The organism is Streptomyces sp. 135 (genome assembly GCF_020026305.1).
In the GTDB taxonomy this organism is placed as follows: Bacteria; Actinomycetota; Actinomycetes; order Streptomycetales; family Streptomycetaceae; genus Streptomyces.
This window is the reverse complement of record NZ_CP075691.1, coordinates 1,163,772-1,188,070: the sequence shown is the minus strand read 5'-3', so window position 1 is coordinate 1,188,070 and position 24,299 is coordinate 1,163,772. Positions and strand designations below refer to the sequence as shown.

Below are 24,299 nucleotides of genomic sequence, written 5' to 3'. Positions count from 1 at the left end.
GCCGAACAGATGATAGGCGTGAAGTACGGGGCGGGTGGTGTCAGTTGGCCTCCGGCGGAGGCGTCGTTCAGTGCGCGTCCTCCGTCGGGCGCAGGCCCTTCGGGATCTTCGCCCAGGTGAGCGCCGCGGCGGCCAGCGGCAGCGCCGCCGCCATCAGGAACGTCGGTGTCATCCCGGAGGTGAACGCGTCGGCGGCCCCCGTCAGCAGGGCGTCGCCCGCCGGCCCGGTCAGCTCGGACGCCACGCGTGCGGCCTCACCGATGGAGTCGCTCACGGCCGATGCGGTGTCGTCCGAGAGGCCGAGGTCGGGGAGGTTCACGCGGTACAGCGCCGTGGCGACACTGCCGAGGATGGCCACGCCCATGGCGGCGCCGAGTTCGTAGCAGGTCTCCTCGACGGCCGCGGCACCGCTGACGTCCTTCGCCGGGGTGGCGGCCATCAGCGTCACGGACGCGGCGGTCGTCGCGATGCCGACGCCGCAGCCGAGCACGGCCAGCGCCACGGCGATCCCGCCGTAGCCGAGCGGCGCCGACAGCTGGAGCAGCCACGGCAGGGCGAGGCCCGCCGTCATCATCAGCAAGCCGCCGCCCATGATGTGCCGGATCGGCAGCCGGTGCATCAGCATCGGCGTGAGCAGCGAGGTCAGCACCAGGCCCAGCGGCGCGGGCAGCAGGTGGATGCCCGCTTCCAGGGGCGTGTAGCCCTGCCCGTACTGGAACCACTGGGTGATGAGGAACAGGGCCGAGCCCAGCGCGATCATGCCGAGGAAGATCGAGGCCGCGGCGATGGCGAACGGCCGGGAGGCGAAGAGACGTACCTGGAGCAGCGGGTGCTCCAGACGCAGCTGGCGGCGGACGAACACGGTGAGCGTCACCGCGGCCACGACGAGCAGCGTCCAGGCCACGGGGTCGGCCGGGCCGCCCTTGCCGAGCTGCTTGATGCCACCCGCCAGGGCGAGCATGCCGAGGACGGACTGGCCCACGCCCCACCAGTCCCAGCGGCCCTGCCGGGGCTGGTGCGACTCGGGCAGGATCCACAGGCCGAGCGCGATGACGACCAGCGCGACGGGGATGTTGATCAGGAACGCGGAGTGCCAGCCGTCGTGCTCCACGAGGAGCCCGCCGACGACGGGGCCGAGCGCCATGCCGCCACCGAAGACAGCGGACCACACCGCGTACGCGAGGGCGCGCTCGCGGGCGTCGGTGAAGACGTGCCGCAGGATCGACAGGGTGGCGGGCATGATCGCCGCGCCACCGGCGCCGAGCAGTGCGCGGGCGGCGATGACCTGCCAGGCGGCGGTCGCGAAGACGGCGAGCAGCGAGGCGAGGGCGAACACGCCGAAGCCGATGAGCAGCAGTCGCTTGCGTCCCCACCGGTCGCCGAGGGCGCCCGCCGTGACCAGGAGCCCGGAGAGCACGAGGGCGTAGATGTCAATGATCCACAGCTGCTGTACGGAGCTGGGCCGCAGATCGGCGACGAGGGACGGGAAGGCGACGTTCAGGATCGTGGTGTCCATCGCGATCAGCAGCAGGCTGCCGGAGAGGATCGCGAGGACGGCCCAGCGTCGTGAGTCACGCTGCGGGGTCATGATGGGACACTCCAAGTTCGAATGAGACAACAACGTCTCACACGGGACGTAGAGGTGTCCAATGAGGATGGAGGGTGAGGCAGGTGATGACGAGAGGTGGGGGCGGCGGCGCGGGGTGCGCGCGGGGCTGCCGGGACGTCTCCGCCTTCTGCCGTAGGGCCCGGTGGACGGGCTGGTTGGCGATCAGTCCGAGGGGGCATCACCGTGGGGCAGGACCGGTCGCGCAAGACACGCCGTGGCCCCGGTGGCGACAGTGATCGCGGGTGTATCGGTTGTCCAGGGAGGGGATGTGAGTTGGCATGCGTGCGCAGCAGCGCGCCCATAGGTCCACCGCACGAGTCGAGTACGCATTGCCGCAGGAGGCCGCCTCGGCGGGCCGGGCACGGAGGCTGACCTGCGCGTTTCTGGCCAGGCCGCACCGTCGTAAGAACCAGGTGACCGCCGAGCGCGTGCACGACGTCGCGCTGGTCGTCTCCGAGCTGGTCTCCAACGCCGTCCAGCACGCGCGAGGCGGCTGCCGCCTGCGCGTGGAGGTCTCCGGTGACCGGGTGACCGTGGAGGTGTACGACACGAGCCCGGCCCGCCCGCGCCTGCGCAAGCCGAGCGGCGAACGGGAGAACGGCCGGGGCCTGGCCCTGGTCCGCCAGCTCGCCCACCGCCTGGAGGTGGTGACCGCGCGGCAGGGCGGCAAGACGGTGCGGGCGGTACTGGCCTGAGGGATCCGGGCGGACCCGGCGGCTCCGTGCGCCCCGGCGCGGCGGAGGGCGGGTCGACTGTCCGGCGGGGGTGGTCTGCGGGGTGCGTACGGTGTGGGCGCCGCGCATCGCCGCGAGCAGCGTGACGCGGCGAGTGCGGCGGTCGTGAGGGGGGGGGCTGGGCGGCGCGCCCGGCCAGGGCTGGCGGCGGGTGGCACTAGCCTTCGCCGGGCGCGCGGCCGACCCGCCCCGCACCGGCGTAATCAAGGCCTCCGCGCCGAACCGGACCCGGGTCCAGGTCGCCGAGGCGCTGGGCGAACGCCAAGGGGCGCCGCGCGGTGCGCCCGGCGTGGACGAACACGCCGACGCGGTCCGCGTCACCGCGTACGTGGGAGGGTTCGCCGTCTATCTTCGCGTGTGCCGATGCGGTCCGGGTCGCCGTGTACGTGGGAGGGCCCTCCGCCCGCCTCCGCGCGGCCCCGGCCGCCGGTCTGCCGCCCGCGGCGGCCCTGGCTGCCCTCACCGACCACCTCGCCGGCGGCTTCACCGGTGTCCGCGCCGCGCCACCGCGCCCGGGAGGGGCCCCGCGCCCCAGGGGCGACCGCCACGACCCGCACCCCCGACAAGCCGCCGCCGCGAAAAAGTCCGTTGCGGTCGAAGGGCGCCGCGTCGGACAGTGGGCCCATGACCACGTCTCTCACCCCGCCCACCGGCCTGACCGTGCGGGCCGCGACGCTCGGTGACGCGGCGGCGGTGTGCGCGCTGCTCAATGAGGTCGATCTGCTGGAGATCGGCCGCGCGGACACCGAACTCGCCGAAGTGCAGGCCGACTTGAAGCACCCCGAAGTGGACCTGGAGCGGGACTCCTGGCTGCTGTTCGAGGGCGAGCGGCTCATCGGGTACGCCCTGCTGTGGGACGAGTCGGGCGGCGAGCGGATCGACGTCGACCACTACGTGCTGCCCGGCCGGCCCGAAGGCGCCCTGCATCTCTTCGACTTGATGGAGGACCGCGCCGCACAGCGCGCCGCGGCCAACGGAGCCAACCGCGCGGTGCTGCACCTGCACCTCAACATCACGCCCACCATGGACCTGTCGGCACTGCGCGACCGGGGTTGGCGTCCCGTTCGCCGCTACAACGTGATGGCACGTCACCTGGACCCGGCAGCGGACCAGTTGCCGAAGGCGCCGGACGGCGTGACGCTGCGGGACTGCTCGGAAGAAGAGGACCGGCGGCGCGCCCACCGGCTGCTCCAGGAGTGCTTCGCAGAGCACTTCGACTTCCAGCCGCGTACGTACACGCAGTGGCTCGACGACATCGACGCCGAGCGTGTCGACTGGTCACTGATCTGGATCGCCCACGTCGACGGCATCGGCGACGCGGCCGTGCTGCGCACCCACAACGACCGCGCGTCGATGGCCTGGATCGGCAACATAGGCGTCCTGACCGAGGCCCGCGGCCGTGGCATCGGCAGCCACCTCCTGCGCCACGCCTTCGGGCACTACGCGGCGCTGGGCCGCGACCGGATCGGCCTCGGTGTCGACACGGACAACAGCAGCGGCGCCCTCGCACTGTACGAGCGGCACGGCATGGCCCTCGACTTCGCCGTCGACACCTGGGAGCTGACCCGCCCGGCCTGACGGCCAAGGAGCCGACCACGGCGCAGGAGTCGACCGCCGCCAAGAAGCCGACCGCCCACAAGAACCGCGGCCCGGTCCGAGACCCACAGGGGAGGTCTCGGGCCGGGCCGTGACCGACCGTCCCCGCGCGGGGATCAGCGCAGCGCGCTGCCGAAGAGCGCCGCGGTGTTCGGCGCCTCGACGTCCTTGGGCCCGAAGGCGACGGAGTCCGTGGCGGTCAGGCCCGTGGACGTGCCGCGCAGCGACCACACCGCGCCGGCCTTGACGTTCTCCTGGACGGAGGCGGCGGCCAGGTCGGCGCGGCCGTCACCGGTGACGTCGAGCAGCGCGGTCTTCGCCCCGAACCCGTCGCCCTTCTCGGCGACGCCGGGCACGCCCGCCGTGTTCTGGTGGAAGGCCTGGGCCCCGGAGCCGGTCACGCCACCGGCGCTGCCGCGCACCAGCACGACCGAGCCCGCGTCGGCGACGGTGCCGACGTCCTCGCCGGGGACACCGACCGCGATGTCGGCGTATCCGTCACCCGTCACATCGCCGACGGCGATCGCGTGGCCGAAGGCGTCCCCGTCCTCCTCCGCGCCGGGCACGCCCGGCAGGCCCTGGTCGAACCCCTGCGTCCGCGCCGTGAGGCCGTCGGCCGAGCCGAAGGCGACCACGACCCCCGGCTCGTATTCGTCGTCGCCGATCACCAGGTCGTCGTAGCGGTCGCCGTTGATGTCACCGATGCCCAGTTCACCGGCCGAGCCCGTCGCCCGGCCGCGCTTGAAGCCGGTCGGGGTGCCGTACAGGATGCTGTTGTCCCACTCGCCGTCACCGTAGTAGTCGTTCATGGCGATGTCGGCGCGGCCGTCGCCGTTGATGTCACCGACGGCCTTGGGGACGACCGGGCCCTGCACGGAGCCGGGGCCGTCGATGCAGTCCCGGTCGGCGCAGGTCGGGTCGGGGCGCTGCTCGCTGTCGTAGTCCCACCACTGCGACTTGTCCATGAAGTTGAGGGTCTCGGCCGGCGTGCCCGTCCGCGCGATGGGGCCCTTCCAGAGGCGGGCCTGCTGGCCGACCGGGTCGTCCCCGTAGTAACCCGCCCCGGAGAACAGGGCGAGGTCGGTGGTGCCGTCGCCGTCGAAGTCACCGGCCTGCGGGGCGAACCCGTGGGTGGCGATCTTCGTGCCGCCGGTCAGGCCGGATGCGGAGCCCCACAGGACCACCGCGCCCGCGGCGGAGCTCCTGCTGGCGACACCGATGACCAGGTCGGTGTAGCCGTCGTGGTCCAGGTCGCCCTTGGTGAACGACCTCCCGAACTCCTGCTTGGCGGTGGCCGCGCCGGGCACCCCGCTCGTGGAGCGGCTGATGACCTTCTTGCGGGCCGGGTCGAGGCCGTCCTTCGCCCCGTACGTCACCACCACGTACCCGGCCTTGGCCTGGCCGGAGACCGTACCGCCCGGGGCGCCGACGACCAGGTCGCCGTACCCGTCGCCGTTGAAGTCGTCCGTCGCCTTCGCCGCGGCCCCCGCGCGCCCGGCATCGGCGGCGGGAGCGGCGGCACGGGCGGTGCCCTGCCCGAGGGTGAGGGCGGTAAGGCCGCCGCCCACCAGCAAGGAGGCGGCGATCACGGGCATGGTGAGACGAGCGGTGCGACGGACGCGCGACATACGACTTCCCTTGGTCAAGGTTCAGTTGAGCGGCTCGGGAGGTGAGACCACGTGTGGTTCCCCGCTGTTCACTGCGAGTCATCCGCTGGTTCACACCCGGCCGGTCATGTGACCTGCGACCGTGCGGGAAGGTTGTACGGGGGCGGCCCCGCGCGTTACTGGGGCACGTTCAGGACGAAGTCGAAGTCGGCCTCCTTCGCGTTCCCGACGGTACGTACGTTCATGAGCAGCCGGGCGTCGAAGATGGGGTCCGTGTTGTTGCGCGGCTCGCCGGGGAAGTACAACTGCGTGGTGAGCACCGGCCGCCCCGGGGCCTGCACCTTGACGTGCAGATGGCGGGTGCGCCCGGGGTAGAGGCCCGGCACGACCGTGGTGAGCCGGAAGGCGCCGGACGCGTCCGTGAACTGGTGCCCACGGAAACGGAACCCCACGTTGTCATAGGTCCCGTAGGCGTCGGCCTGCCAGAAGTCCAGCAGGACCTGCGGTATCGGGCGGCAGGCGCGCCCGAAGACGTACCCGGTGACGGTGAGCCGCGTCCCCGGCGTGCCCGCCTGGATCAGCGAGGTGCGGCGCGGGGAGTTCGGCTTGAAGTACGGCCCTTCCATCTGCGGCGGCGTCGGGTCGTCGCCGTCGTCGCAGGACGGGGTCACCGTCGGCGCCTCGCCCCGCTCACCGGCGGTACGGGCCAGCGCGGGAACGCCCATGAGGCTCACCGGGACGGCCATGCCGACCGCGGCGGCGGCCCTCAGGACGGTCTTGCGGCTGGGCCCCTTTCCGCGCGGCCGCGCGGGACCGCCGTCCCCGGTGCCGCCACTGTCGCCCGTGCCGATCTCGTCGTCCATCGCTGCTCCTGAAGGGTGGGGTGGGTTCCGGATCGGCTATGAAGTTATGCGGGGGAGCGGTGCCGGGCGATGGACGGGAGCCGGTGGTCGTGGTGAATATCGCCACCGCCACGGCGGAAGTCCCCGGGGCTCGCCCCGGTCTCCCGGCGGAAGAAGCGGCAGAAGTACGCCGGGTCCCCGAACCCGACCCGCCCCGCTATCTGACGCACAGACAACTCCGTACGCAGCAGGAGCCGTTTGGCCTCATGCACGCGGGCCTGCCGGATCAGCTCGCCGGGCGTGCGGCCGGTGGACGCCTTCACCGCCTCGCTGAGGTAGCTGACCGAGACGCCCAGGTGCTCCGCGCAGGTCCGCACCGACGGCGGGGTGCCCTCCGGGGTGGCGAGCAGCGTCACGAACTCCTCCGCCACCGAGCCGGGCCGTGACCGGGGTGGTGCGGCCGCCGGCCGGCGCCCGGGCAGCCGCGCGGCCCGCACCACCAGGACGTGCAGCAGGGCCCGCAGCACGCTCTGGAAACCCTCCGCCCCCGTGCGGTACTCGCCGTCCAGCTCGTCGACGAGACGCGCGGTCCACTCCGCGGCCTCGCCGGACAGATCGAGCCACGAGCGGCGCGTCAGCGCCCGCAGGACCTCCCGGTCGGCGGGGTGGTCCAGGAGGAAATCGTCGGTGAAGAGGATGACGCGGCCTTCCAGGCCGGTGACGTCCTGCCATTGGTGGACCTGGCCGGGAGCGATGAAGCCCAGGTTGGGCGGCCGCAGCGCGAAGCCCGTCAGGTCGACGACGTGTCTGCCGGTGCCGCCGGTGACGTGGACGATCTCGTGGAAGGTGTGCCGGTGCGGGAAGGGCGCGCGCGACATCGGCCCGATGGTGTCGAACGTGCCGATGGCGAAGGGCAGCGCGTTGGGCATCGGCACCTCCAGGCGGTGCATGGGCATGCCCTCCCCGGCGGGCTCCCCGTTGTTCCCCTTGCCGGGCAAGACCGTTGTGCCGCGCATGCGTTACGCTCCTCATCCCGACGCGCCGTCCGCCACGGCCGCCGTCCTCACGACCGGGAGGCTGGTCCGGACCAGCCGCTCTCCCACGATGGCACGGGCGGCCGGACGACGTCAGAGTCATGTCAGCGCCGCTCGGCACGATCGGAGCCGCAGGGAGCCGATCGAGCCACCCGGAGCCGGGTGAACGGCCCGGGGCCGCGCGACCTGACAGCCGGAAGCAAGCGAACGACACGGATCCAAGCCGCTGGGGGACAGCAGACATGGCCGTCAGGAAACTCGCACGCGCTCGGAACGGCAACGGCAGCGGGGACACGCCCAAGAGCAGGCACACGAGCGGGCACCGGCACGGGAAGCGGGCGGCCTTCGCCGGCGCCCTCGTCTGCGCCGCCGCCATGACCGCCTCCCCGGCCTCGCAGGCCACCGCGTCCGCGCAGGCCACCGCGGCGGCCTGCCAGACGCGGGCCGACGCCCGGCACACCGACTGGACCGGCATGCACTTCCTCGGGGACGTGGTCTGCTCGCACAACACCGGCTCGATCCGGGTGCAGTCGACCACCGACAGCATGGTGAACGGCCAGATCGACTTCTCGCCCAGCTGGTTCGTCTGCTGGAAGCGCGGCAGCCCGTACCAGGGCGGGGACATCTGGTACTACACGCAGGGCGACACGGTCTCCGGCAGCAGGACGGCCAAGGGCTGGGGCTATCTCCCGGCCGCCGAACTCTCCGCCGCCACGCACCCGGTACCGGGCCTCAAGCAGTGCACCTGGTCATGAGCGACTGACACCGCCGACCCTCCGGACCCCTGGAGTTGCGAGCATGCGCCCCACCACGCCCCACGGAAAGCGACGCGCGGCCCTCGCGGGCGCCGCGCTCAGCCTGGCCCTGACCGCGGCGCTCGCCCCGGCCGCCGCCCAGGCGAGCCCCTCCGCGCCCCGCGCCGGTTCGGCCGACGCGGCGGCCACCTGCTCGCTGCGGCAGAACCAGCCGCACAAGGACACGCTGGGGAACTACTTCAGCCTGGACCTGTACTGCGACAACCTCGCCTCCGACGCCTTCGGCCGCCCCGCGTTCAACGCGCCGGTCACCGGCCGCCTCAAGTTCTCACCGAGCTGGTTCGTGTGCTGGACCGAGGGCGACGCCGCGCCCGACGGGAACAAGATCTGGTACTACACGCAGAGCGACGAAGTCGTGAGCCTGCCCGGCATCAAGGGCTGGGGCATGGTGCCGGCCAAGGTCGTGCAGACCCAGAAGCACCCCTACCCCGGGCTGCCCCGCTGCCCCTGGTTCTGATCAGCCCCGCTCCTTTCCACGTACGCACGTTCACGTACGTCCCACCACCGCTCGGGAGAAGGTTCACCGTGACTTCACGATCCAGCCGACGTATCCGTGTCCGTACGCTCGCCGCCACACTGCTCGGTTGTGCGCTGCTGACCGGGCCCGCCGTGGCGCTCGCCGGGGCCGGCCCGTCCGCGAAGGACAGCGGCACGGCCGCCGCCCGCGACATAGGGACCAAGCAGGCCACCAACGGCGAGTGGCGCCACTGCCCGTACACCGGCACCCACCCCGAACTCGGCAAGGGCCACGCGAACGACGCCGTCGGTCACCTCCAGTGCATCCTGAACAAGGTGTACGGCTACAAGAACGTCGCCATCGACAAGATCTTCGGCGACGCCACCCTGGCCGCGGTCAAGAACTTCCAGCAGAGCGTCGGCCTGACCGCCGACGGCTTCGTCGGCCCCAACACGTGGGCGGCGCTGCACCCGTAGCGAACCCAGCAGGTCGGCGGCCGGGACGTGGCAGTCGTCCAGGACGTAGGTCAGGTCCTGTCCGCCGTGCTCCTCGGGCAAGTGGCTTCCGTGGAAGCCGAGTTCGCGGCTGCGGGCACTCCGCTGCCAGCAGGTGATCAAGTTTGACTAATTGGATTCCCCGGGTTACCGTCCTCCACCTAGTCAAGCTTGACTAGAGGGTGTGACACGGCTGTGGGTGTGTGTGGAGGGAGTCGGATGGAGAACGCGATCGTCCTCGCGGGCGTGCGGAAGCGGTACGGAGACAGAGCGGCCCTCGACGGGCTCGATCTGGTGGCCGCGCGCGGGACGGTGCACGGCGTGCTCGGGCCGAACGGCGCGGGCAAGACGACCGCGGTACGCATCATGGCGACGCTGCTCCGGGCGGACGAGGGTCACGTGGAGATCGCCGGATGCGACGCGCGGCGCCACGCCGACGAGGTGCGCCGCAGGATCGGCCTGCTCGGCCAGCACGCGGCGGTCGACGAGGAGCTCGGCGGCCGGCAGAACCTGGAGATGTTCGGCCGCCTGCACCACCTCGGCGCCCGGCGGGCGCGGGCGCGGGCCGATGAACTCCTGGCCCGCTTCGGCCTCGCCGGCACGGGCCGCAAGGCCGTCAAGCGGTACAGCGGCGGCATGCGGCGCCGCCTCGACCTCGCGGCGTCGCTCATCACGGAACCGGAGGTGCTTTTCCTGGACGAGCCGACGACAGGCCTGGATCCACGCGGCCGCGCCGAGGTGTGGGAAGCGGTGCGCTCCCTCGTCGGCGGCGGTACGACGGTGCTCCTGACCACGCAGTACCTGGAAGAGGCCGATCAACTGGCCGACCGCATCTCCCTGGTGGACCACGGCCGGGTCATCGCGGACGGCACGGCGGACGACCTCAAGGCGCGGATCGGCGGCGACCGCGTCGACGTCGTGGTGCGCGACGGCGCCCAACTGGTACACGCGGCGCGGCTGCTGCCGGGTGACACGGGCGACGTGACCATCGACGCCGACCGCCGACTGGCCAGTGCCCCCGCCACCGACCGCGTGGACGCCCTCACCCGTGTCGTACGGGCGCTGAGCGAGGAAGGCATCGAGGCGGAGGACATCGCTGTGCGCAGGCCGACGCTCGACGAGGTGTTCCTGCGTCTGACGGGACGTTCGGAGGGCAGTGGGCCGGGAGCAGCGGGAGCGGCGGCATGGGTGAAGGAGGCCGTATGAGGACGACGGTGACACAGGAGGGCGCAGGGAGCACAGGGAGCGCGGGCGCATCCGGGACCGTGGTTGTGCCTGTGACGGGTGGTTCGCGGGTCGGCTGGGCGCTGGTCGACTGCTGGACCATGACCCGCCGCGAACTGGCCCACTGGGCCCGGCAACCCGTGCAGGTCCTCGTCGGGCTCGTCTTCCCCGTGATGCTGCTGCTGATGTTCAACTACCTGATCGGCGGCGGCAAGGGCATCGCGGGTGACTACGCCGAGTTCCTGGTGCCCGGCATGTTCGCGCTGACCATGGCGTTCGGCCTTGACGCCACGATGGTCGCGGTCACCGCCGACCTCAACAAGGGCGTCGTGGACCGCTTCCGGTCCATGCCGATGGCCAACGGCGCGGTACTGGTGGGCCGGTCGGCGGCCGACATGCTCCAGTCCTTCGCCTCGCTGATCGTGATGACGGGGGTAGGGCTCGCCATCGGCTGGCGCTGGCACGGCTCGCTCGGCGCGGTGCTCGGCGCGATCGGCCTGCTGATGCTGCTGCGCTTCGCGATGCTCTGGCTCGGCATCCACCTCGGCATGGTCGCGGGGCGGCCGGAGCTGGTGTCGGCCGTGCAGATCCTCGTCTGGCCGGTCGGCTTCCTCTCCAACGCCTTCACGGTGCCGGAGACCATGCCGGGCTGGCTCGGTGCCGCGGTCGAATGGAACCCGATGTCGGCGACCGCGACGGCGGTGCGCGACCTTTTCGGCAACGACCCGGGGGCCACGGGCACTTCGTGGGCGGCGGAGCACGCCGGGCTGCTCGCGGTGGTGTGGCCGCTGCTGCTCGTCGGCGTCTTCCTGCCGTTGGCCGTACGAAGGTTCGCAGGTCTCAGCAAGTAGCGCCGCAGGCAACGGGTCAGCGGCCGGGCGGGTCCAAGGGGCGGGCTTCGGCGACCAGGAGGGCGACGTCGTCGTGGTCGTCGGAGTGCCTCAGGGACGACAGCAGCCATTCGCAGGTCTCGCCGAGCGGCCGGCGCGGCTCGTCGAGCAGGAGCAGCAGGGCCTCCAGGCGCTCGTCGATGGGATGGTGGCGGGTCTCGACGAGGCCGTCGGTGTAGAGGAGGAGCCGGTCGCCCGGGTCGAGTGGGAAGGTCATCGTGCTGAACGGGATGCCGCCGACGCCGAGCGGCGCCCCCGTGGGCAGGTCCAGCAGTTCGGCGCGCCGGCCGCTGCGGGCGAGGACGGGCGGCAGGTGCCCGGCGTTGGAGATGCAGCAGGTCCGCTCGTGCGGGGCGTAGATGGCGTAGGCGCAGGTGGCGATGTAGTGCTCCAGGCTGCGGGCGATCTTGTCGAGGTGCCGCAGGACTTCGTCGGGCTCCAGGTCGAGATCGGCGAAGGCGCTGGTCGCCGCGCGCAGGCGCCCCATGGCGGCGGCCGCGTCGATTCCGTTGCCCATGACGTCGCCGATGACCAGCGCCGTCCTGTCGCCGTCCAGCGGGATGATGTCGTACCAGTCGCCGCCGACCTCGCTGGACGCCTCGGCGGGCTGGTAGTGCGAGGCGACGTCCAGGCCGGTGAGGCGCGGCGGAGGGCCGGGCAGCAGGCTGCGCTGGAGGGTGACGGCGGAGTTGCGGATGCTCTCGTGCCGGCGCGCGTTGTCGATGGCCACGGCGGCCCGGGCGGCCAGTTCCTTGGCGAGGAGTACGTCGTCCTCGTCGAAGGGGCGCTGATTGCGCGCGCGCAGCAGGTCGAAGGCGCCGAGGATCTCGTTGTGCGCGATCAGCGGGACGGCGACGTAGGAGTGCACACCGGCGCGGGCGAGGGTCCGCGCCGCCTCCGGGTGGCGGGCGATCCGCTGGAGGTCCTCGGGCCCGGCATGGGTCACGAGCACCGGCCGCCCGGTGCGGACGCACTGCGTGACCAGCCGCTCGGCCCCGTACTCGGCGACGTCACCGACCTGGTCCATGGCCACGGTCGCCTCGGACGGGTAGGCGGAGGCCACGGCGAGCGCGCGGAACACCTTCGCGCCCTCCTGGGTCTCCGTGGGCCGGCGGAAGGCCAGCACCGAGTCGAGCACGTCCACCGCGGCCATGTCCGCCAGCTCGGGGACGGCGACCTCCGCCAGTTCGTTGGCGGTCTGCACCACGTCCAGGCTGGTGCCGATGCGGCCGGACGCCGTGGCGATCAGCGTCAGGTGGCGGCGGGCCCGGTCCGCCCGGGTCGCGGACTGGTGGCGTTCCGTGACGTCGATGACGGAGTTGGCGACGCCCATCACCCGCCCCGTCGGCCCTTCCAACCGGTAGTACGACACCGACCAGGCGTGATCGGTGCCCGGTGACGCCGGGGTGCGGCCCACGACGTAGTCGTCGGTGATGGGCGTACCGGTCGTCAGCACCTGTCGCAGCGCCGACTCGATGCGGTCGACGTCGAGGAACGGCAGGATGTCCCGCGGCCGGCGGCCGATGTGGTCGGTGGCCGGAACGCCGTTGATCCGTTCCAGGGCCGGGTTGACCAGCAGATAGCGCAGGTCGGTGTCGAGCAGCGCGAGACCGATGGGGGACTGGTGCACGAGCCGCTCGGACAGCGCGAGGCCCGTCTCGACCTGCTGCAACGTGGACTGCTCGGCGGCGATCCCGAGGGCGTAGACGTCGCCGAGGTCGTCGAGGAGCCGCATGTTGCGGAACTCCACCACCCGGGTGCTGCCGTCCTTGTGCCGCACGGGGAACGCCCCGGCCCAGCTCGCCCCGGTGCCCATCACCTCGGTGAACAGCTTGGAGACCAGACCGCGGTGCTCGTCGTGGACCAGCAGCCTGGCCGCGTACTGGCCGAGCGCCTCCTCGGCGGTGTACCCGAAGACGTCGTCCGCCTGCGGGCTCCAGAAGACGATCCGCCCGCCGCTGTCCAGCACCACGGCCGACACACTGAGCAGATCGAGCAGGCCGCCCGGGGGCAGGGGTGCCGAAGGGGCCGTCGCCCCGTCGTCCCGCAACGGTTCACCTGTACCCATCGCGCCCACTCCCTCCTGGCCGGCGCCCGGGGGCCGCACGGCCGGCGGCGTGTATCCCTCCATCCTGCGCGAGGAACCGGTCAGCGCACGACCGGAGGGCGACGCCGGGGTGTGTCCCGGCCGCGGAGTGAGGAACATCGGTCATCAAGAGAGACATGGCCACGTGAATGGCGTCACAAGATTTGGACAATGTTTGGCGCCGCGATCTGCGGAATTGCGGATAATGGTCTGGATCTTGGTTGACACCTGAGGCGGTCGCCCGTTTAACTGAGTGGCGCCGGAAGTTGATCCCATTGATTCGGCGGGAGAAGTATTCCGATATGGATTCTCGGCTCGGCTATCACTTATGGAGCGGTCGGGTCACCGACAGCTCGCCTCCCCTGGTATCGGCCCTCCTCTCCTGGTCCGGCTCCGGTTAATGCAACCGCCAATACTCGCCATTTCCTCCCGGCGCGATTCGGCTCCTGCCATTATTCGGTGTCGATTCGGTGGTCCGCCATTCGCGCCGCCGCCACGCCAAAACAAGGGGCGACTCCATGACCCATACATATGAGCCGAATCTTCTGGACCCCGCGATCATGGCCGATCTTCGAGGGGAGTTCGGGCGGCTGCGGGACCAGTCGTCGCTCTGGCGCGGATGGGCCATGGACGGCACCCCCGCCTGGTACGTGACGGGTGCGGCGGAGGTCCGTACGGTCCTGAGCGACCCGCGGTTCGCCACCCGCAGGACGCCCGCACCGGGCGAAGAGGACCCGCTGATCAAGAACCTGGCCGTCCTGGGCATACCCGAGGACCTGACCGTCCACGTCACCGGGATGCTGATCAACTTCTCCGGGGCCGAACACTCGCGACTGCGCAAGCTCGTCTCCTCCGCGTTCACCGCGCGCCGGGTCACCGACCTCCGCCCGCGCATCGAGGAGATCACCGGGAAGCTGCTCGACGGCATCGAGGCCGCTGCGGCGGGCCCCGACCCCGTCGACCTGATCGAATCGTTCGCCTACCCGGTGCCGATCGCCGTCATCTGTGAACTCGTCGGCGTCCCCGAGAGCGACCGCCCGGCCTGGCGCGAATGGGGCGACGGACTGGTGTCGATGACGCCCGACCGCACACCCGACGCCCTGCGCTCGATGGTCGAACAGGTCAAGGCCCTGGTGGACCGGCGGCGCGCCGAACCCGCCGACGACCTGATCACGGCGCTGCTGCGGGCCCAGGCCGAGGACGGGGACCGGCTCTCCGACGACGAACTCGTCACGCTCGTCATCAACATCGTGTTCGCCGGCCACGAGACCACGGCCCACCAGATCGGCAACTCGATCGCGGCGCTGCTCACCCACCCCGACCAGCTCGACCTCCTGCGCCGCGAACCGGACCGCTGGCCCGCCGCCGTGCACGAGCTGGTCCGCCTCTGGACGCCGTTCCCCATCAGCCCGCTGCGCTACGCCCTGGCGGACGTGGAACTGGGCGGCTTCACCATCGCCGCGGGCGAGGCGGTGCAACCGGTGCTCATCTCCGCGAACACCGACCCGGCCTGCCACAGCGACCCCGACCGCTTCGACGTCGGCCGCCGCGACGGCGAACGCGGCGGCGGGAACCTCGGCTTCGGGCACGGCATCCACTACTGCCTGGGCGCCCCGTTGGCCCGGATGGAGACGGAGATCGCCCTGTCGGCGCTGTTCCGCCGCTTCCCCGACCTCACCCTGGCCACCGAACCCCACTGGGCGCCGCACCCGTTGATGGTCCGACTGGGCCAACTGCTCGTCCACCCCCACCCCCACCCGTAGCGCACAGTTCACCCGTAGCGCGCAGTGCGCCGGTCAGCCGTCACTCAGGTCCCCCCACCTCGACCTGCACCATCACTTCCAGAGGAGGGTTCTTCATGCCTGACAACGCACCGCCTGAGACCGCGCCGCACGAGACCGCACCACACGGCACCTCGGTGCTGCACGACCGGGCCGCGATCGTCGAGACCTGCACCCGGTCGGCCTGGAGCACCGACCGCCGGGACTGGTCCGCCTTCCGGGAGGTCTTCGCCGACGAGGTCGACCTCGACTACACCTCCCTCAACGGCGGCGAGCCGCTCCACCTGCCCCGCCAGAGCATCGTCGACGGCTGGAGAACGGTCCTCAGCGGTCTGGACGCCACCCAGCACCTGGTCGGCAACCACCTGGTCACCGTGGACGGCGACACCGCCGAGTGCACGGCGTCCGTCCTCGCCACCCACATCCTCGCCAACGACCGGGGCGAACCCATCTGGACGGTCGGCGGGCACTACCGCTACCGCCTGGCCCGCACCCACGAGGGATGGCGCATCAGCGGCCTGCGGCTGACCGTCGACTGGACCAGCGGCAATCGCGACATCATGCTTCTCGCCGTCCAGAACCAGCCCGAGCACGTCAGGGAGTGGAAGCACGAGAACGGCCGGGCGTAGCAAGGCCAAGGGCAGGGCCCGGCCCCCGGTCGCGGAACCGTTCATGGGGTTACCGCTTCGCCCGGCGGCACCACGGACCATACTGGTCGGGCCCTGACCACCCACAGAACGATTCCATGGCCAAGAACAGCACCTCCTCGACCACCGTCCCCGACACCGCGTGGCTGGGGCGCGGGCGCCACCTCGGGCCCGAGCCCGAGCAGGACGTCCGGCGCAACCTGATCGCCCTCAAGGCGGCCGGGGTGCTCGACGACTACCTGGACCTCGACCCCGCCGAGGCGGCCCGCTCCACCGTCCTCCACCCGCGGGACGAGTCCGCCGACCCCGGCCCCTCGGCCCGCCGCCTCTTCGAGGCCCGCTGGCACGTGGCCGACGACGTCACGGTGCGCGCACAGCTCACCACGTACGACCCCGAGACGCGCCGCAAGGACGGCGAAGGCGTCGTCTGGGTCCTCGCCGCCGAGGCGGAGCGGGCCTGGGACCCGCACTGGCCCTCGCCCGCCACCATGTTCTGGCCCGACAGCGACCGGGTCGCCTGGGACCACGACACGGTGCCGGACCTGCGCCTGCGGACCACGAACCACCTGCCGAAGGACGACGACGAGCTGCGCCACCGGCTGCGGGAGTGCACCCGGCAGAGCTGGTTCGTCCACGTCGTCGTGCACGAGGCGATGACGCCGGACGCGCGGGGACAGCAGCCGGTCTCGGTGTTCCTGCCGCCGAGCCTGCGGCACCGGGTGGTCGAGCACCGGGGCACGCCCGAGCAGGCACAGATCGCCGACTTCGCGATGAAGCGGGAGCTGGGCGTGCGCATGCCGCGCGGCGGCGCCGTCGTCCTGCCCACGGCGCCGCAGGGTGCCGACTACGACGCGGAGCGCTTCACGGTGCGCAGCGTCTTCCTGGACGGCTCGGAACCGACCGAGCTCCTCGACAGGATCAAGGAGTACGCCGCCCTGCCCCGGCCCCTGCCCGCCGACGCCGAGCGGGCCCTGACGCGGCTGCGCCACGGCTGGCATCTGCTCACCCCGGACGAGGAGCTGGCCCACGCCCGGTCCATGGTCACCAGGTACGCCGAGGCCCTCGACGCCATGACGAAATCCCGTGACCTGTACCGGGAAGCGGCCGAGGCGGCGCAGGCCGCGCTCGCGGAGACGACCGGCGGCGACGGCGTGCTCCGGCCGCCCGCGCCCGGCCCGGGCAAGGCGGAGGGGTCACCGCTGAGCGCCCTCACGAAGGCGTTCGGCCGCTTCAGGGATCCCAACAAGTAGGGGGGCGGCGGCGAACCGGACTGGGGGGCGGTCAGGCGCCGATCAGTGGCGTGCGCCTCGTGCCCTGAAGGGGCGCGGCGAGCGCGGCCAGCGTCCTCTCCAGGCTGTGCAGGTGCGCGAGGGCGGGTTCCGCGACGGCGGCCTGCGGCAGGTCGCCGTGGGCCCCCGCCACCCCGGCCGCGGCACCCGGCGCCGTCAGGGCCTCGACGGCCGCTTCGACGCGCCAGCACGCGGCGGCCAGGCGGGCGTCGTGGGACGCCTCCGGGTCACCGGCGACGGAGGCCAGCCCGCGCACCTCGTGCGCACAGGCGTCGAGCAGGGCGAGGACCTCAAGCGCGCGCTGCTTGCGGGCGCGCAGCGGGCAGAGCGGATGCACGAGCGGCGCCACCGACAGACGTACCCGCCCCAGCAGCGCTTCGAGCTCGGTGACCCGGTGGGCGGGATCGGCGTCCGCCGACCCGGCCAGTCGCGCGGCGGCCTCCGCGGTGCAGGCGTGCACACAGCGCAGCGCGCGCTCGATCCAGCCGTGGGTCGTGGCGTGGGTCGTGATCGGGAGCACGAGGAGCACGGCGAGGACCGCGCCCAGAGCGCCGACCCCCGTCTCCGCCAGCCGCAGCACGAGCAGATCGCCGGTCAGCACCCCGATGAGGCCGTACAGGGAGCTGGCCAGCACCGTCACCGAGAGCATCATCCACGTGTACGACACCGCGGCCGTGAAGAAGATGCCGAAGACGCTGATCGCGACGAGCACGGCGCTGGGCACGGCCGCGCCGTTCAGCGGTACGACGAGCACGAACCCGGCGGCGATCCCGAGCAGCGTGCCGAGCAGGCGCCGGAAGCCCCGTACCAGCGTCTCGCCGCGCGAGGTGGTGTTCACGAAGACCCACCAGGTGGCGCCCACGGCCCAGTACCACCGCTCACCGGAGACCATCTGCCCGAGCAAGAGCGCGAACGCGCCGCCGAGCGTGGCCTGTACCGCCTGCCGGGTGGTCGCCCGTGCCAGGCCCTTGCCGGCCGGGGGAACCGGCGGGGCCGCGGTCGGCAGCCGCCGCTCGTAGCACCACAGCCCGAACCGCACGGTCGAGGACGCGAGGAGGGAGAGCAGGACGGCGGCGTAGAGCTCGGGCAGCTGCTGCCACTCGGCGTGCAGGAACTGCGTGATGAAGAAGGTCATGAACGCGAAGACGCCGAGGGAGTGCCCGCGCGGCCCCCACCGCCGCGCGTAGACGCCGATGCCCATCACGGCGAGGAACGCGATGTCCCGCGCCACGGGGACGTCGTGCAGACCGGCGGCCAGCGCGAGTACGGGGAAGCCGACGACCGGCAGCAGCGCGGTGGTGACCGCCTGCCCCCGCACCGTCGCGTCGGTCACGGTGAAGAGAGCGAGGAGGGCGGCTAGGCCGCCGATGATCGCCGCCATGAGCGAATGCCCGGCCAGACCGCATACCGCCACCGCAAGACCGATGCCGAGGACGGCCCGCGAGGCGAAGCGCAACCGCACCCGTCCCGGATCCGGAGCCACGAACATCCTCTTCAGCACTGCTTCCCCGCCCTTCCGTGACGCGCCCGACATGCCCACATGAAAAAGGCGCCGCGGGGATCCGCAGCGCCATCGACAGCCCCATCACACCATCTACTCGCCCCTTGGCTCAACCGACACCCGGCAGGATGGGCCATTGGCACAGCAGTGGCCGCTCGCGCCGGATCGGGGGCAGGCCAACGGACCAGGTACCGCGGGGCAGGGCGGGTCGGGTCGGCGGGCGGACATGAGAAGACCCCGGCTGGACGGGGGAGACCAGCCGGGGTCGTCGCGGGTGGCTCGCGGAGGGCGGTCGCCTCTCGGCGAAAGGCTCCATGGGGCTTCAGCCGAACGATCGTCCCCATGGGCTATAGGTGAGGCCCGGGGACACTGTCCCCTCCGCAGCCACACAGGGAAGAACGGCCGACCACATCCGGTTGTTCCGGGCCTTCGCGCCTTATGGGCGTGAGCTGGGACACAGGTGACGGTGGAGAGGGTCAGGGCGTCCGCCGGGCGCCGTCTGGTCCAGACCGGCTGCTAGCGTCGGCCGCACGAGCGGCGCCACGGACGCGGCGCCCCGGCCGAGAGGGGACAGCAGTGGACGACGGCAACCGTGCCGGACGGGCGTACATCGGATCCTTCACCGCGGCCGGAGGACTCGGCATCCTCACGGCGGCCGTCGACGGGGACACCGGCGCGCTGACCGTCCTCGGCGCCACGGACGCGGTCGCCGACCCCTCCTACCTCGCGCTCTCGCCCACCGGCGACACCCTCTACGCGGTCAGCGAGACATCGGACGGCGCCCTCGCCGCCTACCGGCTCGAAGGCGACAAACCGGAACTCATCGGCCGTCCCGTGCCGGTCGGCTCGGCCCCCACCCACCTCGCCCTGTACGCCGGCCACGTGCTCACCGCCAACTACCGCTCCGGCAGCGTCACCGCCGTGCCGCTGCGCCCCGACGGCGGCCTCGCGGCACCGGCGGGCGAACTGCGCCACACGGGGTCGGGGCCCCACCCGCAGCGCCAGCAGGGCCCGCACGCCCACCAGGTCCTCGCGGACCCGAGCGGCCGCTGGGCCGTCAGCGTCGACCTCGGCACGGACTCCGTCCGCGTCTGCGCCCTCGACGGCGACGGGCTCGCGCTCCACCGAGAAGTGGCGCTGCGCCCGGGCTCGGGGCCACGGCACCTCGTCTTCCACCCGCGCGGCGACCGCGCGTACGTCCTCAACGAGCTGACCCCCACGCTCACCGTCTGCGCCTGGGACGCCGACGACGGCACGCTCAAGCCGCTCGGCGAGGTCTCCGTCCTCACCGACATCCCGGACGGCGACGTCTACCCCTCCGAGGTCGTCGTCGCGCCCGACGGACGGTTCCTGTGGACCGCGACGCGCGGCGCGGACGTCATCTCGGTCCTCGCGCTCGACGAGGCGGGCGAGGCGCCCCGGCTCGCGGCGACGGTGCCCTGCGGCGGGCACTGGCCCCGCGACCTGGCCATCGACCCCTCGGGGCGGCATCTGTACGCCGCCAATGAGCGCTCCGGTGACGTCACCTGGTTCACGGTCGACCACGACACCGGGCTCCCTCGGAAGTCCGGCTCCATCCAGGCGCCCGCCGCCTCCTGCGTGATCTTCGGCTGAGCGACGGCTCGGCGACTGTCGTACGGACGCGAACGGGCCCGCCGTACGCGTATGGGTCCGCCCCCACATCGGGGCGGACCCATCGGCGTACGTACGCGGGGGCGCTCAGTGCACCGGCGCGCCCGAAGGCTGCTGCGGGGCGATGCCGAGCGCGGTCGTGTACTTCGAGAGCGCCAGCTTGCCGATCGCCGGGTACGGGCCGAGCGGCTCGGCGACCGAGCAGCCGGCGTCCTTCGCCGCCGCGTCGAGCAGACCCGCGTCGAGCTCGGGGCCGATCAGGTACGGCGCCAGCGCCAGCTGGGCCGAGCCCGAGCCACGCAGCTGCTCGGCGGTCGCCGCGATGGCGCCCTCCTGGTCGAGCGCGGCGGCCATCACCGGCACCGCGAGGCGCGCGGCGAGCAGCATGCCGGTGATCCCGGCGGCCTGCACGGCCTCCTCGCCGCCGACCGTGGCGAGGACGATGCCGTCCGCCGCGGTCGCGACGGTGAACAGCCGCGCGCGGTCGGCGCGGGCGAGCCCGGCCTCCGACAGGCGCACGTGCAGCGCCTCGGCGAGCAGCGGGTGCGGGCCGAGCACATCGGTCAGCTCGGCGGCGACACCGCTGTCCGCGACGGTCTGCCGTATGCGGTCCATCAGCGTGCTGTCGGGGCCCGCGAGCAGCGGTACGACGACCGCCACGGGACCTCCGGCGGCGCGGTAGCGCGCTCTCGCTTCGGCGGTGGCGGCGGCGCGCCCGCTCGGCGCGGGCGGGCGCTGTGCGGCCGCGTGCACGAGCACGGACCGCAGCGAGGGGAACTCGGGGAAGGACGTGACGGTGGCGTCCTCCTCACCGTCGACGTAACCGATGCGGGCGTCGAGACCGGGCAGCTCGGAGCGGGCGATGCTCACGACTTCCTCGGCGAGGCCGCGCGTGGTGGTGCTGGGGGCGCCCGGCACGGCGAGGACGAGTGCGGGTGCGCCCTCAGGAGCCGCGACGGGCTCCGGACGGCGGTGCCGGCCCGGCTGACGGGGGCGCGGCATTCGTACGGGCAGGCCGGATGCGGGCCCAGTGGGGGAGCTCATGCGCCCGCATGCTACTGGCTTGCGCAGCCCCTCTGTTCGGGGAGGGTGCAGGTGAGCGGTATAAGTCCGTTTTTGTCTGATGAATTACGCAGAGGTCAACTGTCACTTTCCTCTGTATGGATCATATGCACGGAGAGCATGCGCGCGTCCTGCGGCAACCGCAGCCGACCCAGGGCGATATCGGCCGCTATGCGCAGGGCGCCGTCCAGCGGGTCGCCGGCCGCCGGGACCTGCCGCGCTTGCGGCAGTTGGGCCGCAAGCTCTTCGCGCAGCGGGGCGAGCAGCGGCTCCCCCAGCTTGAACAGACCGCCGGTGAGGGCCACTTCGCACCCCCCACTCCCGGGGCGGACGGCCGCCGCGGCTTCCGCGATGTGCCGCGCCGCGTCCCGCAGGATGCCGGCCGCCACCGCGTCGTCCGCCGCGCGGCCCGCCACCTCGGGTGCGAACGAGGCGAGGACGGCCGGCCGGTCGGCGCGGGGGTAGAGGCGGCCCGGCATCCCCGCCGCCGGGCCGAACAGTTCCTCCGCGCGCGCGAGGAGCGGCCGCGAACCGCCCCGCCTGCCGTCGTGCGCCCGCATCGCCGCTTCGAGCCCCGCACGGCCGATCCAGGCGCCGCCGCCGCAGTCCCCGAGCAGATGGCCCCAGCCGTCGGCACGGCGCCAGGCCGTGAGGTCCGTACCGATCGCGATCAGGCCGGTGCCCGCGGCGACGACCGCGCCGGGACGCTCCCCGAGCGCGCCCGCGTAGGCCGTCACGGCATCCGCGGCGAGCGCCACGCGCCGTACGCCGAGGGCCTTGTCGAGCGCGGACGGCAACGCGGCCCGCAGATCGTCCCCCAACGTCGCCATCCCCGCGGCACCGACGGCGACGGTCGTGATCCGCCCGCCGCCCGCCCGGTCCAGCAACGCCCGTGCCATGGGCAGCAGTTGCGTCATGAAGTGCGAGGCGTCGATGCCGCGCGGTCCCGTGCGCACCGGCTCCACGGACCGCATCGGCTCCCCGGCCGGGACCGGGCGCGGCGCGCCGCCGTCCGGCACGGCGAGAGCCACCCGCAGCCCGGAGCCCCCCGAGTCGACGCCGAGGACGTACGCCGGCTCCGGCTCGGTCACGGAAGCCGCCAGTCCACCGGCTGCGCCCCCTGCTGGACCAGCAGGTCGTTGGCCCGGCTGAAGGGGCGCGAGCCGAAGAAGCCCCGGTCCGCCGACATGGGGGAGGGGTGCGAGGACTCCACCGACGGCAACTGCCCGAGCAGCGGCCGCAGATTGCGCGCGTCACGCCCCCACAGAATCGACACCAGCGGCTTCCCGCGCGCCGCGAGCGCCCGGATGGCCTGCTCGGTGACCTCCTCCCAGCCCTTGCCGCGGTGCGCGGCGGGCTTGCGCGGAGCCGTGGTGAGCGCCCTGTTCAGGAGCAGGACGCCCTGCTGGGTCCACGGCGTCAGGTCGCCGTTCGACGGCGGGGGCAGCCCCAGGTCGTGGGTCATCTCGCGGTAGATGTTGATGAGGCTGCCGGGCAGCGGCCGCACGTCGGGCGCGACCGAGAACGACAGTCCCACCGCGTGACCGGGCGTGGGGTAGGGGTCCTGGCCGACGATCAGGACGCGGACGTCGTCGAAGGGCTGCTGGAACGCGCGCAGCACGTTCGGCCCCGCCGGGAGGTAGGTACGGCCCGCGGCGATCTCCGCGCGCAGGAAGTCCCCCATCCCGGCGATCCGTTCGGCCACCGGTTCCAGGGCCTTGGCCCAGCCGGGTTCGACGATCTCATGCAAGGGTCGTGGTGCCACGGCGTCACCCTACTGCCGTAACGGCGGTGTCGATCAACCGATGGCCGCGGCCCGAACGCACAGCACGTCCGGCAGGTGCGAGGCGAGCAGCCGCCAGCTGTCGCCGTCGTCCGCCGAGGCGTACACCTCGCCGTTGCGATTGCCGAAGTAGAGGCCCGCCGGGTCGTTGTCATCACTGCACATGCCGTCCCGCAGCACCGTGCCGTAGTGATCGCCCTGGGGCAGGCCCGCGCTCAACGGCTCCCAGCTCGCGCCCGCGTCGGCCGTGCGGTACACGCGGCAGCGGCGGGCGGCGGGGACCCGGTCGCTGTCCGCCTCGATCGGGAAGACGTACGCCGTGCCGCCCCGGTGCGGGTGGGCGACCACGGCGAAACCGAAGTCGGAGGGCAGGCCGCCGCCGATGTCCGTCCAGTGCGCCCCCGCGTCGTCGCTGCGGTACACGCCCCAGTGGTTCTGGAGATACAGCCGGTCCGGGTCGGCCGCGTCCCGCGCGACCTTGTGCACGCACTGCCCGAACTCGGGGTCCGGCTCCGGCAGGAACACCGCCGAGACCCCCCTGTTCGAAGGGGCCCAGCTCGCGCCGCCGTCCAGGGTGCGGAACACCCCCGCGGTGGAAACCGCGACGGTCACCGCACGGGCGTCGCGGGCATCCGTCAGGATGGTGTGCAGGCCCTCACCGCCACCGCCCGGCACCCACTTGGAACGCGTGGGGTGCTCCCAGAGGGGACGGACGAGCGCGAAGCTCTCGCCGCGGTCCTCCGAGCGGTACAGCGCGGCAGGCTCCGTGCCCGCGTACACCACGTCCGGCTCCGCGGCCGACGGGTGCAGCTGCCACACCCGCTCCAGCGACGCCCCGGTGTCCTTGGGGAACTTCACGGCGGGCTTCGCGGGCTCCGTCCACGACTGGCCCAGGTCGTCGGAGTGGAAGACGGACGGGCCCCAGTGCGCGCTGTCGCCGCCGACGAGCAGGCGGGGCGTCCTGCCGCGCGTGTCGATCGCGACGGAGTACACCGCCTGGGCGTTGAAGTACGGGCTGTCGTCGAACTCCCAGACACCCTCGCGCCTGCGGCCGATGAACAGGCCTTTGCGGGTGCCTACGGTCAGAAGTACATCGGCCATCGCGGCCACCTCCGGACGTCGTTGTCTCAGGTATCCGTCAGTCTGCACCCCGGCACTGACAGTCACCCTTCGGCACGGTGTTTCCGCAGGTGAACGCCGTGTCCCAGCCTGAACG

General features: G+C 72.6%; 21 protein-coding genes. 11 read left to right on the top strand and 10 right to left on the bottom strand.

All coding sequences use genetic code 11. The features are described from left to right. Positions 1-67 precede the first annotated feature (67 nt). Positions 68-1,588, bottom strand: coding sequence for an MFS transporter (locus KKZ08_RS05450; protein ID WP_223773360.1), 1,521 nt, complete (start codon positions 1,586-1,588; stop codon positions 68-70). Positions 1,589-1,887: 299 nt separating this feature from the next. On the opposite strand from KKZ08_RS05450, the gene KKZ08_RS05445 reads away from it, so the two are divergent. Beyond that, a complete protein-coding gene (locus KKZ08_RS05445) occupies positions 1,888-2,304 on the top strand; it encodes an ATP-binding protein (RefSeq protein ID WP_223773359.1) in 417 nt (138 codons plus the stop codon). Positions 2,305-2,967: 663 nt separating this feature from the next. After that, a complete protein-coding gene (locus tag KKZ08_RS05440; RefSeq protein WP_223773358.1) occupies positions 2,968-3,921 on the top strand; it encodes a GNAT family N-acetyltransferase in 954 nt (317 codons plus the stop codon). A 134-nt stretch (positions 3,922-4,055) separates the two neighbouring features. Here the strand turns inward: KKZ08_RS05440 and KKZ08_RS05435 are convergent, their stop codons facing one another. The 3 genes from KKZ08_RS05435 to KKZ08_RS05425 form a co-directional block, all read right to left on the bottom strand. After that, entirely contained in the window at positions 4,056-5,567 is a 1,512-nt protein-coding gene (locus KKZ08_RS05435; protein ID WP_223773357.1) for an FG-GAP-like repeat-containing protein, read from the bottom strand. A gap of 155 nt (positions 5,568-5,722) precedes the next feature. Next, positions 5,723-6,292: a dioxygenase gene (locus KKZ08_RS05430; protein WP_223778917.1), complete on the bottom strand. Its 570-nt coding sequence runs from the start codon at positions 6,290-6,292 to the stop codon at positions 5,723-5,725. Positions 6,293-6,453: 161 nt separating this feature from the next. Then, positions 6,454-7,404 carry an AraC family transcriptional regulator gene (locus KKZ08_RS05425; protein ID WP_223773356.1) on the bottom strand — a complete coding sequence of 317 codons (951 nt, stop codon included), beginning with the start codon at positions 7,402-7,404 and terminating at the stop codon, positions 6,454-6,456. 260 nt (positions 7,405-7,664) lie between these two features. Between KKZ08_RS05425 and KKZ08_RS05420 the strand changes: the two genes are divergently transcribed. The 5 genes from KKZ08_RS05420 (at position 7,665) to KKZ08_RS05400 (ending at position 11,263) form a co-directional block, all read left to right on the top strand. Continuing rightward, complete coding sequence (locus tag KKZ08_RS05420) at positions 7,665-8,177, top strand: hypothetical protein (RefSeq protein WP_223773355.1); 513 nt, start codon at positions 7,665-7,667, stop codon at positions 8,175-8,177. Between the two features lie 43 nt (positions 8,178-8,220). After that, the gene (locus tag KKZ08_RS05415) at positions 8,221-8,694 is read left to right on the top strand and encodes a hypothetical protein (protein ID WP_223773354.1); all 474 of its coding nucleotides are present in this window, start codon (positions 8,221-8,223) and stop codon (positions 8,692-8,694) included. Positions 8,695-8,762: 68 nt separating this feature from the next. Further along, the gene (locus KKZ08_RS05410; RefSeq protein WP_223773353.1) at positions 8,763-9,170 is read left to right on the top strand and encodes a peptidoglycan-binding domain-containing protein; all 408 of its coding nucleotides are present in this window, start codon (positions 8,763-8,765) and stop codon (positions 9,168-9,170) included. Positions 9,171-9,407: 237 nt separating this feature from the next. Beyond that, entirely contained in the window at positions 9,408-10,394 is a 987-nt protein-coding gene (locus tag KKZ08_RS05405; protein WP_223773352.1) for an ATP-binding cassette domain-containing protein, read from the top strand. Positions 10,395-10,513: 119 nt separating this feature from the next. Then, positions 10,514-11,263: an ABC transporter permease gene (locus tag KKZ08_RS05400; protein ID WP_223778916.1), complete on the top strand. Its 750-nt coding sequence runs from the start codon at positions 10,514-10,516 to the stop codon at positions 11,261-11,263. A 16-nt stretch (positions 11,264-11,279) separates the two neighbouring features. Here the strand turns inward: KKZ08_RS05400 and KKZ08_RS05395 are convergent, their stop codons facing one another. After that, positions 11,280-13,370: a SpoIIE family protein phosphatase gene (locus KKZ08_RS05395; RefSeq protein WP_223773351.1), complete on the bottom strand. Its 2,091-nt coding sequence runs from the start codon at positions 13,368-13,370 to the stop codon at positions 11,280-11,282. 536 nt (positions 13,371-13,906) lie between these two features. Between KKZ08_RS05395 and KKZ08_RS05390 the strand changes: the two genes are divergently transcribed. From KKZ08_RS05390 to KKZ08_RS05380, 3 genes are all read left to right on the top strand, one after another. Beyond that, positions 13,907-15,151 (top strand): cytochrome P450, encoded by a 1,245-nt coding sequence (locus KKZ08_RS05390; RefSeq protein WP_223773350.1) that lies wholly within the window; start codon positions 13,907-13,909, stop codon positions 15,149-15,151. Between the two features lie 95 nt (positions 15,152-15,246). Further along, positions 15,247-15,798, top strand: a complete 552-nt coding sequence (locus KKZ08_RS05385; protein WP_223773349.1) for a nuclear transport factor 2 family protein — start codon at positions 15,247-15,249, stop codon at positions 15,796-15,798. A gap of 116 nt (positions 15,799-15,914) precedes the next feature. Further along, positions 15,915-17,066, top strand: a complete 1,152-nt coding sequence (locus KKZ08_RS05380) for a hypothetical protein (RefSeq protein WP_223773348.1) — start codon at positions 15,915-15,917, stop codon at positions 17,064-17,066. Between the two features lie 31 nt (positions 17,067-17,097). Here KKZ08_RS05380 and KKZ08_RS05375 read toward each other — a convergent pair whose 3' ends face one another. Further along, positions 17,098-18,606: an FUSC family protein gene (locus tag KKZ08_RS05375; protein ID WP_223773347.1), complete on the bottom strand. Its 1,509-nt coding sequence runs from the start codon at positions 18,604-18,606 to the stop codon at positions 17,098-17,100. 576 nt (positions 18,607-19,182) lie between these two features. Here KKZ08_RS05375 and KKZ08_RS05370 point away from each other — a divergent pair. Then, positions 19,183-20,220, top strand: coding sequence for a lactonase family protein (locus KKZ08_RS05370; protein WP_223773346.1), 1,038 nt, complete (start codon positions 19,183-19,185; stop codon positions 20,218-20,220). Positions 20,221-20,325: 105 nt separating this feature from the next. Here the strand turns inward: KKZ08_RS05370 and KKZ08_RS05365 are convergent, their stop codons facing one another. The 4 genes from KKZ08_RS05365 to KKZ08_RS05350 all read right to left on the bottom strand — a co-directional run bounded on the left by KKZ08_RS05365 (position 20,326) and on the right by KKZ08_RS05350 (position 24,184). Continuing rightward, a complete protein-coding gene (locus KKZ08_RS05365) occupies positions 20,326-21,282 on the bottom strand; it encodes a hypothetical protein (RefSeq protein ID WP_223773345.1) in 957 nt (318 codons plus the stop codon). Positions 21,283-21,377: 95 nt separating this feature from the next. Next, positions 21,378-22,391 carry a BadF/BadG/BcrA/BcrD ATPase family protein gene (locus KKZ08_RS05360; RefSeq protein ID WP_223773344.1) on the bottom strand — a complete coding sequence of 338 codons (1,014 nt, stop codon included), beginning with the start codon at positions 22,389-22,391 and terminating at the stop codon, positions 21,378-21,380. Continuing rightward, a complete protein-coding gene (locus KKZ08_RS05355) occupies positions 22,388-23,065 on the bottom strand; it encodes a uracil-DNA glycosylase (protein WP_223773343.1) in 678 nt (225 codons plus the stop codon). Before KKZ08_RS05355 ends, KKZ08_RS05360 begins: the two co-directional genes overlap by 4 nt. Positions 23,066-23,098: 33 nt before the next feature. Then, on the bottom strand, positions 23,099-24,184 hold the full coding sequence (locus KKZ08_RS05350) for an exo-alpha-sialidase (RefSeq protein WP_223773342.1): 1,086 nt from the start codon (positions 24,182-24,184) through the stop codon (positions 23,099-23,101). Between the last annotated feature and the right edge of the window lie 115 nt (positions 24,185-24,299).

Excerpts from the sequence above, each read along its gene's own strand:
- KKZ08_RS05450 (WP_223773360.1), bottom strand. The coding sequence starts at position 1,588 with ATGACCCCGCAGCGTGACTCACGACGCTGGGCCGTCCTCGCGATCCTC.
- KKZ08_RS05445 (WP_223773359.1), top strand. The coding sequence starts at position 1,888 with ATGCGTGCGCAGCAGCGCGCCCATAGGTCCACCGCACGAGTCGAGTAC.
- KKZ08_RS05440 (WP_223773358.1), top strand. The coding sequence starts at position 2,968 with ATGACCACGTCTCTCACCCCGCCCACCGGCCTGACCGTGCGGGCCGCG.
- KKZ08_RS05435 (WP_223773357.1), bottom strand. The coding sequence starts at position 5,567 with ATGTCGCGCGTCCGTCGCACCGCTCGTCTCACCATGCCCGTGATCGCC.
- KKZ08_RS05430 (WP_223778917.1), bottom strand. The coding sequence starts at position 6,292 with ATGGCCGTCCCGGTGAGCCTCATGGGCGTTCCCGCGCTGGCCCGTACC.
- KKZ08_RS05425 (WP_223773356.1), bottom strand. The coding sequence starts at position 7,404 with ATGCGCGGCACAACGGTCTTGCCCGGCAAGGGGAACAACGGGGAGCCC.
- KKZ08_RS05420 (WP_223773355.1), top strand. The coding sequence starts at position 7,665 with ATGGCCGTCAGGAAACTCGCACGCGCTCGGAACGGCAACGGCAGCGGG.
- KKZ08_RS05415 (WP_223773354.1), top strand. The coding sequence starts at position 8,221 with ATGCGCCCCACCACGCCCCACGGAAAGCGACGCGCGGCCCTCGCGGGC.
- KKZ08_RS05405 (WP_223773352.1), top strand. The coding sequence starts at position 9,408 with ATGGAGAACGCGATCGTCCTCGCGGGCGTGCGGAAGCGGTACGGAGAC.
- KKZ08_RS05400 (WP_223778916.1), top strand. The coding sequence starts at position 10,514 with ATGACCCGCCGCGAACTGGCCCACTGGGCCCGGCAACCCGTGCAGGTC.
- KKZ08_RS05395 (WP_223773351.1), bottom strand. The coding sequence starts at position 13,370 with ATGGGTACAGGTGAACCGTTGCGGGACGACGGGGCGACGGCCCCTTCG.
- KKZ08_RS05390 (WP_223773350.1), top strand. The coding sequence starts at position 13,907 with ATGACCCATACATATGAGCCGAATCTTCTGGACCCCGCGATCATGGCC.
- KKZ08_RS05385 (WP_223773349.1), top strand. The coding sequence starts at position 15,247 with ATGCCTGACAACGCACCGCCTGAGACCGCGCCGCACGAGACCGCACCA.
- KKZ08_RS05380 (WP_223773348.1), top strand. The coding sequence starts at position 15,915 with ATGGCCAAGAACAGCACCTCCTCGACCACCGTCCCCGACACCGCGTGG.
- KKZ08_RS05365 (WP_223773345.1), bottom strand. The coding sequence starts at position 21,282 with ATGAGCTCCCCCACTGGGCCCGCATCCGGCCTGCCCGTACGAATGCCG.
- KKZ08_RS05350 (WP_223773342.1), bottom strand. The coding sequence starts at position 24,184 with ATGGCCGATGTACTTCTGACCGTAGGCACCCGCAAAGGCCTGTTCATC.